This is a genomic window from Streptomyces sp. NBC_01450, from assembly GCF_036227505.1.
In the GTDB taxonomy this organism is placed as follows: domain Bacteria; phylum Actinomycetota; class Actinomycetes; order Streptomycetales; family Streptomycetaceae; genus Streptomyces.
The window spans coordinates 5,873,106-5,889,506 of sequence record NZ_CP109480.1 but is presented as its reverse complement, the minus strand read 5'-3'; the positions used below and the strand labels follow the sequence as shown (position 1 = coordinate 5,889,506).

Here is a 16,401-nt window from a genome sequence, read left to right as displayed (position 1 = left end):
AGTCATCGTGAGCGGAGCCACGGGCGCCGGATCGACCGGTACGGATACGGACGGCGGCCGTGGCTCCGCCGCGGAGACGACTGACTCCCATGACTCTCATGGATCCCAGGGGGGAACTGTGACGGACACCCGAGGCCCGCAGGCCCAGCAGTACGCGGCCGGAGCGGGCCCGGCGGCGGCCGGTCCAGCCAAGACCAAGCCTGCGCCCGCTTCGACGCCCCCGCCGGGGGCTCCTCCGGCCGGTACGGCTGCTCCGGCGGCCCCCGCCGGCGCCGCTGCCCCGGCCGGTGCCGGTGCTGCGGCCGGTGCAGCGGCCGGCTCCGCGCTGCCGGGGGAACGGCAGCCGCAGCAGCCCGCGCAGCCCTACCACCCGCCGCAGGCGTACCCGGCTCAGACGCCGTCGGGCGCCGTGCGTCGGCCGCGGACCGGCGCGCGCACCGCGCCGCGCACCCGCAAGGCGCGGCTGCGGGTGGCCAAGACCGACCCGTGGTCGGTGATGAAGGTCAGCTTCCTGCTCTCCATCGCGCTCGGCATCTGCACGATCGTGGCGGCGGCGGTGCTGTGGATGGTCCTGGACGCGATGGGCGTCTTCTCGACGGTCGGCGGCACGATTTCCGAGGCGACGGGTTCGAACGAGTCGAACGGTTTCGACCTGCAGTCGTTCCTCTCCCTGCCGCACGTCCTGATGTTCACGTCGATCATCGCGGTCATCGACGTCGTGCTCGCCACGGCGCTCGCGACGCTCGGCTCGTTCATCTACAACATCTCCGCGGGCTTCGTCGGCGGTGTCGAGCTGACGCTCGCCGAGGACGAGTAACAGCAGCTCGTCGGGCCTGGCCGGGAGGCCTGGGATACCGATTTTGGGACTGGCCGCGTCGTGCGCTAATCTTCAGAGGTCAGCGCGCGGGACACACACCGCAAAGCGCGGCGGGGCTATAGCTCAGTTGGTTAGAGCGCATCCCTGATAAGGATGAGGCCACAGGTTCAAATCCTGTTAGCCCCACCAGTACAAAGACCCCCGGTCCGGATGGATCGGGGGTCTTTGTCATCCCAAGCGCTTCAAGCACCCGTTTCGAAGCCTCGGTAGGCCCAGGGTCCCGTGCGGAGCCGGATCGTCTGCCGGGGTTGGAATTCGTCCGGCTCGATGAGAGCAAGAAGGCCAGGAGCCGGCCGCATCTCGGCTTCAGGCCTGATGACCAGGACGCCGAGGTGGCTCGCCTTGAGGCTCATGGCGCGAAGCGTGTCGACATCGGCCAGGGTGACCGATCGTGGGTTGTCATGGCAGATCCCGAAGGCGATGAGTTCTGTGTCCTCGGCCGACGGCGTCAGTAAGAACCTCTGAGCCCCCTGAGGCGGACAAGGGCGGTTCGGTCGCCGTGGGTGGGGTGTGCGGCCATGGCGAGGGCCCGGCAACTCTTTTCGAGGTGCCGGGCCTTCGGATCTGTGGGTGGCGGTGTACGCAAGTTCGCCGCTACGTCAGAGGAGAGGGGACAGGGGATGGGGACCGGTCGCGGCTGTCAGCGCTGGAGGCGGATCTCGGGCTCGGCGTGGGCCTCAGGGGAGTAGAGCGACGTCAGGTCGGCCGTGTCGGCCTCGGTCTGCGGGCGGTGGCGGCAGCTCGGTGAGGAGCCGTGGGCCTCGGCGTGGATGCGCTGTTTCATCGTGGGGGGCAGGGCCCGGCCGAAGGGGCCGTCCCAGGGAGAGATCATCGGCACTGTCGTGGAGACCGTGCTGTTGCGCGTCGTTTCGGCCTGCGGTACGGCCGCGGCCGCGGTGGTCGTGATGAATCCGAGCGCCGTGCACAGCGCGACGAAGGCGGTGACGATGGCGGTCCACAGCCTCATGACCTTGTTCTGGGTCATGGCCCCTCACTTTCGGGTCAGGCGATTTGCGTACTTTCCTCATGATGTGTATGTGGGCCGCGAAGTGGTGGACCGACGCCCGTGGCGCGTCGATGTTCAGATCAACACCACTCGGATGGGCCCAAGAGGTCCGGAAAGCGCCTGAAAGGTGCGTGAGGGCGCCGAAAAGTCACCGTGTGCGAGGTGTGATCACCCTGCGATACGACCGCGATCGGGGCGGCCCGGTCCGTTCCTACTGCTTCCCGCTGGGCGGGAGTTGGGGGTCGACGCAGGTCACCGATCGATATCGGTCGGTGTGTATAGTCGGGCGCCAGAGGTCCCCTACGTCAACGAAAGACGAGGTCGCGCGGTGAAGAAGCTTCTCCTGGTCGCACTGGCCGCCATCGGCGGGCTCCTCGTGTACCGCCAGATCCAGGCGGATCGCGCCGAGCAGGATCTGTGGACGGAGGCGACTGACTCCGTGCCCACGGGTTCGTGAGAATCGACACCAGTCTCAGATCAGACCCCGGCCGCCCTCGCGGTCGGGGTTTTGTATTGCCCGGAATCGCGACAAGGTTGTCCTGTATTCGCCCTTTGCCCACCCCGGGTTCACTTAAGCAAACGAATTGATTGCGATAGTGAAGCCGCCTGTCCTGTGAACGGGTTCTTTCGGCCGCTTGTACGGATAGCAGGGATGGCTCCGTGACCGGCGGGGCAGGATGGGCCACGGTCCGGGGCTACGACGAGGGGTGGCGCGTGATGGGGCGGCGCACGGCATGGTGGCACGGTGGTCGGCCGCTCGCGGTCGTGGCAACGGTCTTGTGCGCGACGGCGGTGCTGCCCGGGCGGCCCGCCTCGGCAGCCGAGGCCGGCGCACCGACGCCGTACGCCTTCGCGCCGGACGCCACGAAGGTCCAGGGCGCCACGGGCACCACGGACGCCGTACGGCTGGAGCCCGGCCGGACGTACCGGAGTTCCCTCGGCAAGGACGGCAAGCTCTACTACCGCCTGGAGCTCGACGCCACCTCCAACGCGTACGTCGCGGCCACCGCCGTCCCCAGGGCCGGCACCACGGTCGCCTACTCCGACGGCGTCAAAGTCTCCGTACAGGACGGCAACGGCGGAGCCTGTTCCTCCGCCACGACCGCCCACTTCGGCGCCTCCCAGAGCCCCCACCCCATCGCCGCCTCGGCGTCGCGCGAGATCGGCCCCGGCAAGTACGCCTGCCAGGCGGCCGGAACGTACTACGTGGTCGTCGAGCGCACCGCGGCGTCCGTCTCCTCGGCCTCCCCGTCCTCCTCCCCCGACGACTGGGACCTCGAACTGAGCTATGTGTCGGAACCCCGCCTGAAGAAGGCGGGTGCGACCAGTGCTCCAGAGACCTGGGACTCCGCCTCGCCCGAGGCACTCCAGGGGGACGCGCGGCCACGCCGGGGCGGCGCGGGGTTCACCACGGCCGGCGCCCTCGAACAGGGAGTCTGGAAGGACGGGATCAGCCCTGGGCAGACGCTCTTCTACAAGGTGCCGGTGGACTGGGGACAGCAGCTCCACGCGACCGCCGAACTCGGCAGTTCGACCGGCGGCGACGGATTCGTGGGCACGGCTCTCGTCATGTCCCTCTACAACCCGGCGCGGGGACTCGTCACCGACGTGGGCGCCGGATACGACGGCAGCCAGCGGTCCGCCGCACTGGATCCGCTGCCGCCCGTCGAGTACGACAACCGCTACGCCTTCAGCAACCGGACCAGCGGCATGCGGTTCGCCGGTTCGTACTACCTCGTCGTCCATCTCGCGGCGCAGGTCGCCGACAAGTTCGCGGACGGGCCGTTCGGACTGACCCTGCGCGTACGGGTGGACGGCGCCGCGCAGAAGGGCCCGGCGTACGTGGGGCGGGCCGTACCGCGGGGCGTGTTCGACACCGCGACCGGTGACGACGTGCCGGCTACCGGTGGGCTGGTGCCTGCCGGAAGCGGTGGGAGCGACGACGGCACCACCATGAAGCTGGTCGCCGTGGGCGGCATCGGCACCGGGAGCGTCCTGGTGCTGGCGCTCGGGGTGTGGACGGTGGCCGCACGACGGCGGACGACGCCGCGCGGGTGGTAGGCCCGCGGAAGAGGGACAGGGCGCGGAAGAGGGGCAGGGCGCGGAAGAGGGGCAGGGCGCGGAAGAGGGGCAGGGCGTAGGGGACGGGGCTGAGGGGACAGGGCCTCAGGGCGCGGGACTTCAGATCTGGGTCAGCGCCCAGAAGCCCACCGCGAAACAGGCCAGCGCGAGGAGCAGCACGGGGACGGCCACCTTCGCGGGCGGTCCGGTGCGGGGCCGCGCGTGCTGATGCGTCGCGACGGTCGAATCCGTGGACCGCACGGGCGAGGGCGGCTGCGTGGATGTGTCGCCGAACGGCGGGGCGTAGGCCGGGCTCGGCGCCGGCAGCATGACCGAGGTGGGGGGAGTGGGGGGCTGGTCGGGCTGCCACGGGGCCTGGGGCCGTGGCAGCGGCGGCGGCAGGTGGAAGCTGCCGGTGTCCGACATCGTGGACGGCTGCGGGGGTGTGGCGTCGGGCGGGAGATGCGGTGGTACGGAGTGGGGAGCGGACTCGTGCCGGACGGCGGGGGGAGCGGGTTCGTGTCGTACGTCGCCGGGGACGGGCTCCGGTCGTACGCCCCCCGAGTCCGACGCAGGCCATACGCCCCCCGAGTCGGACGCCGGCCCTGCGGCACCCGAGCCCGACGCCGGCCATGAGCCCTCGGAGGACGGATCCGTCCACGCGGCCCCGGAGACGGGCTCCCGGGACAGTGCCCCGGACTCGTGACGCCACGATCCCGAGTTGTGCGGGCCAGAACCAGAAGCAGTGCCGGAACCGGTGCCAGAACCCGTGCCGGAAGGGGTACCGGTGCCGGAGGCGGAACCGTACGACGAAGCCGTGTGCTCCGCGGCGCGTGCCGTGGTCGCCCTGAGCGGTCCTTCCGGGCCGAACCCCGGGGGAAGCGGACCGAGTTGGTCGAAGACCTCGACCAGCTCGTCGTCGGGGCCGGGCTCGGGCAGCAGCTCGGCGGCCGCGGCCAGCGCCTTGCGTGCCCCGGTCGCGGTGCGGAACCGGGCCCGCGGGTCCGGCTGCAGCAGCGTGGCCACGACCTGCCACAGCGGCTCGGGGATGCTCTGGGGGGCGGGAGGTGTGCCGTTCTCCGCGAAGTACTCGATCAGGGCCTTGGCATCGGGTCTGGCCCCTTCGAGGAGATAGAGGGCGACCAGCCCGACGGCGAACAGATCGGCGGGGAAGTCCGGCTCGGCGCCCATCATCTGCTCGGGAGCGAAGTAACCGGGTGTTCCGACCACGTAGTTGGTCTCGGTCAGCCTCGGCTCACCCAGTCGCATCGCGATGCCGAAGTCGGACAGGCGCAGTCGCGGCCGGGCCGTACCGGTCGCTTCGAGCAGGATGTTGGCGGGCTTGATGTCACGGTGCACGACCCCCTCCGCGTGCACCGCGGCGGCTCCCGCGAGGAGCTGGTCGAGCAGGGTGCAGACGAACGGGGGTGGCAGCGGGCCGTAGTCGTTGACCAGATGGACCAGGGAGCCCCCGGCCACCAGATCCATGGTGAACAGGACCTTGTCGTCGTCGGCGGCCCAGCTGGCGGGCGCGAGCACATGGGGGTGATCGATCCGCAGCGCCTGCTCCCGCACGAAGCGCAGCAGCGCGTGCGCGTCGCTCTGCTGGAGCACCTTGGCGGCCACGTAACGGCGCCGCCGCTGGTCCCAGGCGCGCCAGACCGCACCGACTCCCCCGCGGCCGATCGGGTCGACCAGTTCGTAGCGTCCGGCGAAGACCTCACCCATGGTCGTGCGTCGCTCCCCTTCGGCGGTCGGTCCGGAGGCCCCCCGTTGAGACGCCCGGCAACCCGAGGTACGGCGCCGACGGCATTCTGAGCCCCCAGCGCCGGCGTGCGGCGGCCCGGCCGCCGGCTCAGCTCTGGTGCGACTGGTAGTGCGCGACCGCGTCGGAGGTGCGGCCGGCGCCGTACACCCGGAGGAACTCTGCCAGCTCCGGGTGGGTCGGGGCGAGGGTGTCGGCCGCGTCGATGATGTCCCCCGCCGCTGCCACCGAGCGCAGCAGCGACTGGATCTCGCGGACGACCCGCTTGACCGTGGGCGCACCCGAACTGCTCGTCGACTGCGTGGTGTTGCTGAGCACCGAGCCCCCTTGCGACTTCTTGATCTCGTCCATGCGTTCGGTCGCCTCGGCGGCGCTGACGCTGCCGTCCGCGACCTGCCCCGCCAGGTCCTGCAGCAGCTGTACTCGCTGGACCACCGCGGGATTGCCGATCTTGGCACGCTGACCGCTCATCAACTGCGACAGCATGGGCGCGGAAAGTCCCAGCACCCCGGCAAGACGCGCCTGGTTGAGGCCCAGATCCTCGATGAGCCTACGGAAGAGCGCCCCCAGCGGCTCCCCGTACCAGTTCCGCTGCAGCTCTTGAGCTCTTGCGGTTGCTTCCTGCTGTGCGGCGTCCATTGCGTCTCCCCATCGCTTCCCCAAATACCGCGGTTCGCTCTAGCGAACCACTTCGAGCATCTTACGGAGAGTGGTCGTCCACGGGGAGCCCTAATCTTTTTGCGAGATCCCGGGGGTGACCCGGTACTCTGGTCTGCGGCGCCCGCCAGTATCCGATTCCATCGGCCGGACGCTTGTCTTCGGGGCCTTAGCTCAGTTGGTAGAGCGCTGTCTTTGCATGGCAGATGTCAGGGGTTCGACTCCCCTAGGCTCCACATCCCGGACCGGTCAGACGCCCTTCAGGGCGGCTGGCCGGTTCTTGTTTTTCGGTGACCTGAGTCACGCACCGGACTTCGCAGTCGTTGCATTTGTTTGCGCAAACGTCCGGGCTGCGCGGGGGCGCCGTCGGTGCCCCGTCGGCGCCCGACATGGCGCGGGGGTGGCGCGCGTCGACGTCGGAGCCGTGTGTGAGCTGCTGCAAGCAGATATGGGTAATCAGGGCAATGCGCACGGTGAAGAGGGTCTGTGCGGATGTTGTGAGCATCGGTCGTTGCAAACGTCATCGTGGCGGAAGGCGTAAATCGGCTCGGTTCCGTGCCGCGCGGCCGCGCTTCGGGCGCTCCGGGCGCTCGGGTGGGCCGGTCCCGCCGGTTCCACGTGAAACATCGCCGTGGGGCAGAAGACCCTCAAGTCTTCTGCCCCACGGCGATGTTGTTGCCCTTGCTCAGGGCTCGTTTGTCCGGTCGGGGGTCAGCGGAGGTCGTCGCGGTCCGCCGCCTCGTCCTCGGCCTGCTTGGCCTGGACCTCGGGGTCCAGCTCGGATCGGTCGGTGCCGTCGACGGAGGACAGACGACCCGTCTCGGGCACCTCCGTCGCGGCGGGCGGCTCGACCAGCCAGTCGGGGTTGGCCTGCTTGTCCCACCACTTCCAGGCGGCGAAGGCGCCCCCCGCGAGGATTCCCACAACGGCCAGCCCCTTGGCGATACGGCCGGCCTTCGCCCGCCGCTGCTGCCTGCGGACCAGTTTCTGGATCTCCTTGGGCGAGACCTGTCCGCGCAGCGCGGCGATGGCCGCCGCACCGCGTGACGCGGCCTCCTCACGAACAGGCTGGGACGCGGCCACCGCCTGCTCGATCCTCGGCTTGGTGTAGTCGGCGGCCTGCACGGCCGCCTGGCGGGTACGGACGGCGGCCGTGTGGGCGGCCTGGTCGACTTTCGGCGGCACATGCGTACGGGCCTGCTCAAGGCGCGGCGCGAGATGGGCGCTGTACTGGACGCGGGCCTGTTCGGCGGCCAGCGACACCTTGGGCGCGAGCCGTACGCGTGCCTCGTTCGCGTAGTACGAGGCCCGGTCCTTGGCCGTGTCGGCGTAAGGCGCCACCACTTCCGCGGCGTGCAGCACGCTGTCCTTCGCCGAGCCGGTCGCGGCGCGCACGCTGTCAATGCGGGTCACGGGTTTTCCTCCTCCTCGGTGGCGTACGTGGGCGTTCGAGTACCCCAAAAGGGCACTGTTCACCTTTCCGCCCTGTTCGAGATCATGCCCCCCGAGGGGCCGCGAGGCATGCGAGATAGGGCATACGGGGCAACAGGAGCTTGTCGCCGACAATGCCACGGATCGCCGCTTCGCGCCCTGTCCACGCAAGGACTCGACGGGATTTCTGCAAGGGCGCTCCCCGGATATTCGCTCGGTGGTGGTGGCCGGGCGACGTGCGTCGCGGTCCGTGCAAGGATCGGGGAGTCAAAGAAGGCAACGGAAGGCAGATCGTGGCTGAGCAGCTCTACGCCACCCTGAAGACCAACCAAGGCGACATCGACGTCCGGCTCCTGCCGAACCACGCGCCCAAGACGGTCCGGAACTTCGTCGAGCTCGCCACCGGCGAGCGTGAGTGGATCAACCCGGAGACGGGTGAGAAGTCCACCGACAAGCTCTACGACGGCACGGTCTTCCACCGGGTGATCAGCGGATTCATGATCCAGGGTGGTGACCCGCTGGGCAACGGCACCGGCGGTCCTGGTTACCAGTTCGAGGACGAGTTCCACCCGGAGCTCGCCTTCGACAAGCCGTACCTGCTGGCCATGGCCAACGCCGGCCCCGGCACCAACGGCTCGCAGTTCTTCATCACCGTCTCCCCGACGGCCTGGCTGACCCGTAAGCACACCATCTTCGGCGAGGTCACCGACGCGGCCAGTCAGAAGGTCGTGGACGCCATCGCGAGCACTCAGACGAACCCGCGCACCGATCGCCCGGTCAACGACGTCGTCATCGAGTCGGTCGTTGTCGAGACCCGCAAGGGCTGAGACCCGAAGACCCGAACGGACCAAGGTCCCGAAGGGCCTGAGGTCCCGAAGGTCCCGAAGACTTCCGCAGGGAACCAAACGCCCCGCTCATCCGTAAGGATGGGCGGGGCGGTGCATTGCGTACGACCGGATTGAGGGGACCCCATGGACCAGGCGCCAGGCAGCCCGCAGGGCCCGCAGGACCAGGGACATCAGGACGCCCAGGCCCTGCCCACCTGCTACCGGCATCCGGATCGTGAAACCGGCGTGCGTTGCACCCGCTGCGAGCGCCCCATCTGCCCCGAGTGCATGATCAGTGCCTCCGTGGGCTTCCAGTGCCCCGAGTGCGTCCGCACCGGCTCCGGTACGGGCCACGCGCCGTCGGCCTCGCAGCCCCGCACCCTCGCGGGCGGGACCGTCACCGCGGACCCCCGGCTCCTCACCAAGGTCCTGATCGGCCTCAACCTCGCCTTCTTCCTGGTCCAGCAGGCGGTGGGCGACCGCTTCACCGACCGCTTCGACCTCATCGGCCGCGCGTACGTCCCGCTGCTCGGCTCGGTCGCGGGCGTCGCGGACGGCCAGTGGTACCGGATGCTGACGGCGATGTTCCTGCACGGCAGCTACGTCCACATCCTGTTCAACATGCTCAGCCTGTGGTGGATCGGCGGCCCCCTGGAAGCGGCCCTCGGCCGTGCCCGCTATCTCGCCCTGTACTTCGTGTCGGGCCTCGCGGGCAGCGCGCTCAGCTACCTGCTCGCCGCCCCGAATCAGCCCTCACTCGGCGCCTCCGGCGCGATCTTCGGCCTCTTCGGTGCGACCGCCGTCCTCCTGCGCCGGCTCAAGTACGACATGCGCCCGGTCGTCGCCCTGCTGGTGATCAACCTGATCTTCACCTTCAATCCGGCGTTCAACATCGCCTGGCAGGCCCACATCGGCGGACTCGTCGCCGGTGTCGTCGTCGGCTACGCGATGGTCCACGCGCCGCGCGAGCGGCGGGCCCTGATCCAGTACGGGGTGTGTGCCGTGGTCCTGGCCCTGGTGGTCGTCGCGACGCTGGTCAGGACGGCTCAGCTCACCTGAGGTACCGCTCGGCTCACCTGAGAAGCCCTGGGAAGCGGTGTTGTCCACAGATCGTGGCGGATCTTGTGCACGCTGTGTGGGAACAGCTGTGCCCCCTGTCACTGACCCGAGTTTTCGCAGGTCGGACAGGGGGCGAACTGGTTTGCGGATCCCGGTAGGTCAGTCACACCGGCGTCAACCCTGGATGGGTTATCCACAGATCGTCGTTTCTTTTCCACCTGTGGAAAACTCTTGTGGATAACTCAGTGGATAACCGTGGGCAGAGCTACTTCCACTGTGTGGAGACGCCGAATCCCGCCGCGATGAAGCCGAAGCCGACCACGATGTTCCAGTTGCCGAGAGCGTCGATGGGCAGCGAGCCGTCCGTCACATAGAAGACGACGATCCAGGCAAGGCCGATGAGGAACATGGCCAGCATGACCGGTGCTACCCAGCCGCGGCTGGTCAGCTTGATGTTGGTTGCCTGCTTCGCCGGGGGCGGCGTGTAGTCGGCCTTCTTGCGGATACGTGACTTCGGCACGAGGGTCTCTCCTGTCGATGCGCTGCGTGGCCGCGCAGGGAACTGGGGCGGGCTCCGGGGCAGCGTACAAGGGGACACTGAGCGCTCCCCCGGGCGTCCGTTAGCGTAGTGCTTCCGCGGCGCCGAAGGAGATAAGGGTACGTTGAGCAATTCTGCCGACTCCCCCGGGACGGGTTCGAGTCCTGCCGTTACGCGCCGATTCCGGCCCGTACGTGTACTCACCGTGGCCGTCTTCGCGCTCGCCGGGCTGATTTTCTTCACCAGCTTCAACACGGCCAAGGGCACCAACATCCGCACGGACGCGTCCTTGCTGAAGCTCTCCGACCTCATTCAGGAGCGCAGCCACAAGAACGCGTCGCTGGACGAGTCCAACGGCACCCTGCGCGACGAGGTCGACACGCTCGCCGGACGGGAGAACGGCGGCAGCAAGGCCGACACCGCCAAGCTCGCCGCGCTGGAGAAGAACACCGGCACCCAGAAGCTGAAGGGCAAGGCTGTCACGGTCACCCTCAACGACGCCCCGCCGAACGCCACGGCCAAGCTGCCCGGCTACCCCGAGCCGCAGCCCGATTACCTGGTCATCCACCAGCAGGACCTGCAGGCCGTGGTGAACGCCCTGTGGCTGGGCGGCGCCCAGGGCATCAAGGTGATGGACCAGCGGCTGATCTCCACCAGCGCGGTCCGCTGTGTCGGCAACACCCTGATCCTCCAGGGCCGGGTCTACTCGCCCCCGTACAAGATCACCGCGATCGGTGACCCGCAGAAGCTCCAGAAGGCCCTTGCCGACTCTCCGGCGATCCAGAACTACATGGTGTACGTCAACGTCTACGGGCTCGGCTGGAAAGTCGAGGAGAACGGGACGGTGACTCTTCCCGGCTACTCGGGCACAGTGGATCTCCACTACGCAAAACCTGTGGAGTAGTGGCCGAGGCAGCTGCCACTGGGGGGTCCCGTGTCGGTGCGAGTGCTCGTCCGGACAGTGAGCGAACTGTGCATCACCATCGGCGCGCTGATCGTGCTCTTCGTGGTCTACGTCCTGTTCTGGACGGGTGTGAAGGCCGACAGCGAGATGAACCACCAGATCGACCAGCTCCAGAAGCAGTGGTCGAAGGGGTCGGTCGCGCAGCAGCAGTCGGAGGCTCCCACGGCCGCCCCGGTGGGCGGGAACCCGAAGACGCCGACGCCCGCCAAGAGCCCGACGACCACCGGGACCCCGAAGCCCCCCGGTCCCTACGCCTACGGCAAGCCCTTCGCGGTGATGTACATCCCGCGTCTTGGTTTCACGTGGAACAAGCCCGTGCTCGAAGGCACCGGCACGGGCGTCCTGAAGAAGGGGCTCGGGCATTACCGGGGGACGGCCCAGCTCGGGCAGGTGGGGAACTTCGCCGTCGCGGGGCACCGGCGTACGTACGGCGACCCGTTCAAGGACTTTCCCCAGCTACGCCGGGGTGACGCGGTGGTGCTCACCGACGGGACGACCTGGTTCACGTATCGGATCGACAAAGGCCCCTACAAAACAGTGCCCACGGACGTTGAGGTGATCGATCCTGTGCCACGTAAGTCCGGGTACACGGCTCCGGGCCGCTATCTCACGCTGACCACGTGCGATCCGGAGTGGGGGCACAGTCATCGGCTGATCGTCTGGGCACATCTTGACTCCACACAGCCTGTGGAGGCCGGGAAACCTCAGGCGCTACGCCGTTAGTCTGGTCCCGTACGGCGTGGGTCCGATGGTGTAGGGCGTGGCTCTGGTGCCGTGATGCGACGGAAGGGACAGCATGTACGGCTTCATCTGGCGGCATTTGCCGGGTAACGCATGGGTGAAGGCGCTGATCTCACTCGTGCTCGTTCTCGGGGTGGTCTACGTGCTCTTCCAGTACGTCTTCCCGTGGGCCGAACCGCTGCTCCCCTTCAACGATGTGACGGTGAACAACCAGTGAGCGCGCGGATTCTCGTCGTCGACAACTACGACAGCTTCGTCTTCAACCTGGTCCAGTACCTGTATCAGCTCGGTGCCGAGTGCGAGGTGCTGCGCAACGACGAGGTCTCGACCGCGCACGCCCAGGACGGCTTCGACGGCGTGCTGCTGTCACCCGGCCCGGGCGCTCCCGAGCAGGCCGGCGTCTGCGTCGAGATGGTCCGGCACTGCGCGGACACCGGGGTCCCGGTCTTCGGCGTCTGCCTCGGCATGCAGTCGATGCAGGTGGCGTACGGCGGTGTCGTGGACCGGGCGCCCGAGCTGCTGCACGGCAAGACGTCGTTGGTGGAGCACGAGGGCAGGGGCGTCTTCGCCGGGCTGCCGTCTCCCTTCACCGCGACCCGGTACCACTCTCTCGCCGCCGAGCCGGAGACCGTGCCGGCCGAGCTGGAGGTCACCGCCCGTACCCACGACGGGATCATCATGGGGCTGCGCCACCGTGAACTCCCGGTCGAGGGTGTGCAGTTCCATCCCGAGTCGGTGCTGACCGAGCACGGTCACCGGATGCTCGCCAACTGGCTGGTGGAGTGTGGCGACCAGGGTGCCGTGGCGAGGTCGGCGGGGCTCGCCCCGGTGGTGGGCAGGGCCACGGCGTGACCGCGCTGCGCCCCGAGCGCGAGTCCGGCGCCGCCTACGGCGATACCGGAGACGACGGGTCCTCGTACGGGCAGCAGCCGTACGGGGTGCCCGGCGCGTTCGAGGCCGCGGTCGAGCAGCTCGCGGATCCGCTCACCGATCCGCTGCCGGGGCCCTCGCAGGCCCGGGGGTCCGCGGGGCGACACGCCGCCCCGCCGCCCGTGGACGTGCCGCCCGCCGCCATGTCGGAGAGCGGCCTCGGGGGCGGGCCGGACTGGTCCGGGCAGCACCAGTACGCCGTGGACGGGCCCGAGGGGTATGCGCGGGACTGGCAGGGGGCGCCCGGGGGTGTTCAGGCCGCGCAGGGCGCACCAGGCGCCTACGCGGACGTACGACAGCCGTTCGTGGACCCGGCGGCCCCGGTTCCCGGGCCGATTCCCGCCCCTGCTCCGATTCCCGCCCCCGCCCCCGCCCCCGCCCCCGCGTACGGCCAACCGCTCACCAGACCCATGCCCATGTACGCCGATCCGGTCGGCGTGGCTCCGAAGCGGGACGACGAGACCGTGGCGTTGCGGGCGTCGGAGGTCTCCGAGGCGCGGCGCCGGGCCGAGGAGTTGGCGGGCGGGGCCGCGAACGAGGGGATACCGGCGCCCGGGGGTCGCGCGGCGCGGCGCAAGGCGGCCCGTCGCAATGGCCACGGGCGCCACGGAGGGGCTCAGGAGCCCCAAGAGCCCCAGGGTGCCCAGGAGTCGGTGCAGTCGGCGGAGAAGGCCGCTGAGGGCCCGCGGAGCCGCATGGAGGCCCGGCAGGCGGCGCGCGCGCAGAAGCCCGGTGCGGGCGTCCTCGTCAGCCGGGTGATCGGCGAGGTGTTCATCACCACCGGCGTCCTGATGCTGCTGTTCGTGACCTACCAGTTGTGGTGGTCGAACGTGCGGGCGCACCAGCAGGCCGGCAGTGCCGCGCATCACCTCCAGGAGGACTGGGCGAGCGGTAAGCGGAGTCCGGGGACGTTCGAGCCGGGGCAGGGGTTCGCCATCCTGCACATCCCGAAGCTGGACGTGGTCGCTCCGATCGCCGAGGGCACCAGCAAGACGAAGGTGCTCGACCGCGGGATGGTGGGCCACTACGGCGAGGGGGCCCTGAAGACGGCGATGCCGGACGCCAAGACGGGCAACTTCGGGCTCGCGGGGCACCGCAACACGCACGGAGAACCGTTCCGGTACATCAACCGCCTCAAGCCCGGCGACTCCATCGTGGTCGAGACCCAGGACGACTACTTCGTCTACAAGATGACGTCGATCCTGCCGTCGACGCCCCCGTCGAACACGAAGGTGCTGGACCCGATCCCTCAGGGGTCCGGTTTCACCGCGCAGGGCCGCTACATCACACTGACCACCTGCACGCCGGAATTCACCAGCAAGTACCGCATGATCGTGTGGGGCAAGATGGTCGAGGAACGCCCGCGCAGCAAGGGCAAGCCGGACGCGCTCCTCGGGTAGGAGCCCCGTCGGGCACGAGCACGTGAGACAACCTGAGACAGACCAGACGGGGCAGATGCACAGTGGCAGCGAGGACCGACCACGACGAGCGCGCCGAGGCGGCCGGCGCCGAAGCGGCCACTCCGAAGCGTCGTGGAGTCAGCCGGATCGCGATGGCGGTCAGCATCCTGGGTGAACTCCTCATCACCGCGGGCCTGGTGCTCGGCCTGTTCGTCGTCTACTCCCTCTGGTGGACGAACGTCGTCGCGGACCGCGCGGCCGACAAGCAGGGCGACAAGGTCCGCGACAACTGGGCCCAGGACAAGAGCGGTCCCGGCGCCCTGGACACCAACGGGGGCATCGGCTTCCTGCATGTTCCGTCCATGAAGAACGGCGAGGTGCTGGTCGAGAAGGGCACCTCCACGAAGGTCCTCAACGACGGTGTCGCCGGCTATTACACGGACCCCGTCAAGGCGACGCTGCCGATGACCGACAAGACCGGCAACTTCACGCTCGCCGCCCACCGCGACGGCCACGGCGCCAAGTTCCACAACATCGACAAGGTCAAGAAGGGCGACCCGATCGTCTTCGAGACCAAGGACGACTGGTACGTCTACAAGGTCTTCTCGATCCTCCCCGAGACCTCGAAGTACAACGTCAAGGTCCTCCAGACGGTCCCCAAGCAGTCCGGCAAGACGAAGCCGGGCCACTACATCACCCTGACGACCTGCACGCCGGTGTACACGTCGGAGTACCGGTACATCGTGTGGGGCGAGCTGGAGCGGGTGGAGAAGGTGGACAGCGCGCGCACGCCGCCGGCAGAGCTGCGCTGAGGTGACTGAGGTCCTGCAAGGACCTCAGTGATTCGATGGGAAGCCCTGGTCGAGCTGCGGCTAGCCGACAGCCCCCCTGCGAGGGGGGTTGTCGGCTAGCATGCGCCAAGCCCGAAGCCGCAACTTTCTCTTGCGGCTTCGGGCTCTTTCGGTTGCGTCTGGTGACGTCTACTGAAGGGCGGACAGCGGAACTCCCGCGCTCCACTTCTCCAGGTGGGCACGGTCCACGAGCGTGACGCCGTAGGTCTCCGCGATGGCACGCGCGTCGGGCGTGAATGATGTCGTGGCGACGAAGAGCGCTACGTCGGCGGTGTGCTGGACGTGTGAGGCGCCGAGGAACTTCTGCAGTTCGCCGCTCCACACCGGGCGGTATGGCGCGAAGCTCTTGCATTGCGCGACGACCGAGCGGCCGTCGGCGGTGTGCGCCGTGACATCCACTCCCCGGTCACCCGGGCCGCCGTGCACGATGACGTCCGTGCAGCCGTCGCGGCGCAGCAGGACGGCGACGTGGTGCTCGAACTCCCGCCAGTTCATGGCGTCGATGGAGGCCATGATTCCGGTGTACGGGCGCGGACCACGAGTGCGTTCGAGATCGGTGATGCGGGTGTCGTGGTCGCACAGCCGCTGCTCGATCTGCTGGACATCCTCACGGAGGGAGATGAGTTCCTGACGGTGTTCGCCTGAAGCTTCGATCAGGGCGTTGAACATGGGGACGACGGTCTTGCCGAGGATGTGGGTGATGCGCTGGTCGATGCGGGCATCGAGAGCGTGGGGCGTGCCGGAGGCCGTGGTGTCGACTGGGCGAGTACGCGCCAGGTACTCCACGTCGAGGAGGTAGGTGCGGACCTGGCGGGCGACATCGCTGTCGCGGAGGAGCATGGCGATGTTGAGCACGGCCCGTCGGGAGTAGATGGTGAGACTCCGGCGGGCCTGTGGATAACTCCCCAGCGAGAGTGACATGTTGTCACTCTCGAATTTCCGCAGGTCAGCGCCACGCAACACGATCAGTCCGTTGACCTCCAGTTCTTCGCGGTGGCGTTTTACGAGCTGTCGGACGGCCTCGACGGTGACGCTGAAGTACGTGGCCACCATCGCCGTCGTCACATGCATGCCGTCCGGCAGCAGTGACAGTGCCTTGACTCGGTCGAGCACTTCCGTGCGCTCCAGCACGCTGTCCCGCAGGGTCTTCGATTCCAGTAGAGCCGCTTCGTTGATCACGTTCTGCCCCTTCTGCTTGTGTTGTGGCCGTGGCCGGGGCAGAGCTTCGAATCCCCACCCCACCGGCTACAACGAGTCGGGCAAGTGTGAAGATGTGGTCGAATTTCGTACAAGA

17 protein-coding genes, 2 tRNA genes and 1 pseudogene are annotated in these 16,401 nt (G+C 68.6%); 14 read left to right on the top strand and 6 right to left on the bottom strand.

Features of this window, described 5'->3' with window-relative positions; genetic code table 11:
- Positions 1-7 precede the first annotated feature (7 nt).
- From OG568_RS26220 to OG568_RS26210, 3 genes and pseudogenes are all read left to right on the top strand, one after another.
- On the top strand, positions 8-817 hold the full coding sequence (locus OG568_RS26220; protein WP_329533337.1) for a DUF3566 domain-containing protein: 810 nt from the start codon (positions 8-10) through the stop codon (positions 815-817).
- 112 nt (positions 818-929) lie between these two features.
- A tRNA-Ile gene (locus OG568_RS26215) sits at positions 930-1,006 on the top strand.
- Between the two features lie 92 nt (positions 1,007-1,098).
- Positions 1,099-1,332: pseudogene (locus OG568_RS26210) on the top strand (VOC family protein); the annotation flags it as partial.
- Positions 1,333-1,517: 185 nt separating this feature from the next.
- Here the strand turns inward: OG568_RS26210 and OG568_RS26205 are convergent.
- Positions 1,518-1,862 carry a DUF6344 domain-containing protein gene (locus OG568_RS26205; protein ID WP_329533336.1) on the bottom strand — a complete coding sequence of 115 codons (345 nt, stop codon included), beginning with the start codon at positions 1,860-1,862 and terminating at the stop codon, positions 1,518-1,520.
- Between the two features lie 349 nt (positions 1,863-2,211).
- Between OG568_RS26205 and OG568_RS26200 the strand changes: the two genes are divergently transcribed.
- Entirely contained in the window at positions 2,212-2,340 is a 129-nt protein-coding gene (locus OG568_RS26200; RefSeq protein ID WP_003999697.1) for a DLW-39 family protein, read from the top strand.
- Between the two features lie 260 nt (positions 2,341-2,600).
- A complete protein-coding gene (locus OG568_RS26195) occupies positions 2,601-3,944 on the top strand; it encodes a hypothetical protein (protein ID WP_443077884.1) in 1,344 nt (447 codons plus the stop codon).
- A 120-nt stretch (positions 3,945-4,064) separates the two neighbouring features.
- Here the strand turns inward: OG568_RS26195 and OG568_RS26190 are convergent, their stop codons facing one another.
- Positions 4,065-5,672, bottom strand: a complete 1,608-nt coding sequence (locus OG568_RS26190; protein ID WP_329533334.1) for a serine/threonine-protein kinase — start codon at positions 5,670-5,672, stop codon at positions 4,065-4,067.
- Between the two features lie 127 nt (positions 5,673-5,799).
- The gene (locus OG568_RS26185) at positions 5,800-6,348 is read right to left on the bottom strand and encodes a DNA-binding protein (RefSeq protein ID WP_067376635.1); all 549 of its coding nucleotides are present in this window, start codon (positions 6,346-6,348) and stop codon (positions 5,800-5,802) included.
- Positions 6,349-6,529: 181 nt separating this feature from the next.
- On the opposite strand from OG568_RS26185, the gene OG568_RS26180 reads away from it, so the two are divergent.
- Positions 6,530-6,602: transfer RNA gene (locus tag OG568_RS26180), tRNA-Ala, on the top strand.
- 475 nt (positions 6,603-7,077) lie between these two features.
- Here the strand turns inward: OG568_RS26180 and OG568_RS26175 are convergent.
- Complete coding sequence (locus OG568_RS26175) at positions 7,078-7,779, bottom strand: DUF5324 family protein (RefSeq protein WP_329533333.1); 702 nt, start codon at positions 7,777-7,779, stop codon at positions 7,078-7,080.
- Positions 7,780-8,090: 311 nt separating this feature from the next.
- On the opposite strand from OG568_RS26175, the gene OG568_RS26170 reads away from it, so the two are divergent.
- A complete protein-coding gene (locus OG568_RS26170; protein ID WP_329366423.1) occupies positions 8,091-8,624 on the top strand; it encodes a peptidylprolyl isomerase in 534 nt (177 codons plus the stop codon).
- Positions 8,625-8,768: 144 nt separating this feature from the next.
- Positions 8,769-9,683, top strand: a complete 915-nt coding sequence (locus tag OG568_RS26165; RefSeq protein ID WP_329533332.1) for a rhomboid family intramembrane serine protease — start codon at positions 8,769-8,771, stop codon at positions 9,681-9,683.
- 265 nt (positions 9,684-9,948) lie between these two features.
- Here the strand turns inward: OG568_RS26165 and crgA are convergent, their stop codons facing one another.
- Complete coding sequence (crgA, locus tag OG568_RS26160) at positions 9,949-10,203, bottom strand: cell division protein CrgA (RefSeq protein WP_266432598.1); 255 nt, start codon at positions 10,201-10,203, stop codon at positions 9,949-9,951.
- Positions 10,204-10,345: 142 nt separating this feature from the next.
- On the opposite strand from crgA, the gene OG568_RS26155 reads away from it, so the two are divergent.
- The 6 genes from OG568_RS26155 (at position 10,346) to OG568_RS26130 (ending at position 15,068) form a co-directional block, all read left to right on the top strand.
- Positions 10,346-11,125, top strand: coding sequence for a DUF881 domain-containing protein (locus OG568_RS26155; RefSeq protein ID WP_266583877.1), 780 nt, complete (start codon positions 10,346-10,348; stop codon positions 11,123-11,125).
- Positions 11,126-11,161: 36 nt separating this feature from the next.
- A complete protein-coding gene (locus OG568_RS26150) occupies positions 11,162-11,908 on the top strand; it encodes a class E sortase (protein WP_329536455.1) in 747 nt (248 codons plus the stop codon).
- Between the two features lie 73 nt (positions 11,909-11,981).
- Positions 11,982-12,143 (top strand): hypothetical protein, encoded by a 162-nt coding sequence (locus tag OG568_RS26145; protein WP_266432595.1) that lies wholly within the window; start codon positions 11,982-11,984, stop codon positions 12,141-12,143.
- Positions 12,140-12,778 (top strand): aminodeoxychorismate/anthranilate synthase component II, encoded by a 639-nt coding sequence (locus tag OG568_RS26140; protein WP_266432593.1) that lies wholly within the window; start codon positions 12,140-12,142, stop codon positions 12,776-12,778. The genes OG568_RS26145 and OG568_RS26140 overlap by 4 nt, the downstream gene beginning before the upstream one ends.
- The gene (locus OG568_RS26135; protein WP_329533331.1) at positions 12,775-14,256 is read left to right on the top strand and encodes a class E sortase; all 1,482 of its coding nucleotides are present in this window, start codon (positions 12,775-12,777) and stop codon (positions 14,254-14,256) included. Before OG568_RS26140 ends, OG568_RS26135 begins: the two co-directional genes overlap by 4 nt.
- A gap of 62 nt (positions 14,257-14,318) precedes the next feature.
- Positions 14,319-15,068 (top strand): class E sortase, encoded by a 750-nt coding sequence (locus OG568_RS26130; protein WP_266432588.1) that lies wholly within the window; start codon positions 14,319-14,321, stop codon positions 15,066-15,068.
- Positions 15,069-15,236: 168 nt separating this feature from the next.
- Here OG568_RS26130 and OG568_RS26125 read toward each other — a convergent pair whose 3' ends face one another.
- Positions 15,237-16,286 carry a restriction endonuclease gene (locus OG568_RS26125; protein WP_266432586.1) on the bottom strand — a complete coding sequence of 350 codons (1,050 nt, stop codon included), beginning with the start codon at positions 16,284-16,286 and terminating at the stop codon, positions 15,237-15,239.
- Between the last annotated feature and the right edge of the window lie 115 nt (positions 16,287-16,401).